This window comes from Bacteroides caecigallinarum (assembly GCF_021530995.1).
Taxonomy (GTDB): domain Bacteria; phylum Bacteroidota; class Bacteroidia; order Bacteroidales; family Bacteroidaceae; genus Phocaeicola; species Phocaeicola faecigallinarum.
On sequence record NZ_JADYTF010000279.1, the window covers coordinates 1 to 594 of the forward strand.

The window sequence follows — 594 nt, forward strand, 5'->3', positions numbered from 1 at the left end:
CTGTTAGTAACTGGCAGAAAGGGTTGCGCTCGTTATGGCACTTAAGCCGACACCTCACGGCACGAGCTGACGACAACCATGCAGCACCTTCATACATGCCTTGCGGCTCATCTGTCTCCAAATGATTCATGCATAATTTAAGCCCGGGTAAGGTTCCTCGCGTATCATCGAATTAAACCACATGTTCCTCCGCTTGTGCGGGCCCCCGTCAATTCCTTTGAGTTTCACCGTTGCCGGCGTACTCCCCAGGTGGAATACTTAATGCTTTCGCTTGGCCGCTGACCGTATATCGCCAACAGCGAGTATTCATCGTTTACCGTGTGGACTACCAGGGTATCTAATCCTGTTTGATACCCACACTTTCGAGCATCAACGTCAGTTACGCTCCAGCAAGCTGCCTTCGCAATCGGAGTTCTTCGTGATATCTAAGCATTTCACCGCTACACCACGAATTCCGCCTGCCTCTACCGCACTCAAGAACGCCAGTTTCAACTGCAATTTTAAGGTTGAGCCCCAAACTTTCACAGCTGACTTAACATCCCGTCTACGCTCCCTTTAAACCCAATAAATCCGGATAACGCTCGCATCCTCCGT

General features: G+C 50.3%; 1 rRNA gene. It reads right to left on the minus strand.

The annotated features are described in order from the left end of the window. Positions 1-594 (minus strand): 16S ribosomal RNA (locus tag I6E24_RS16615); the annotation flags it as partial.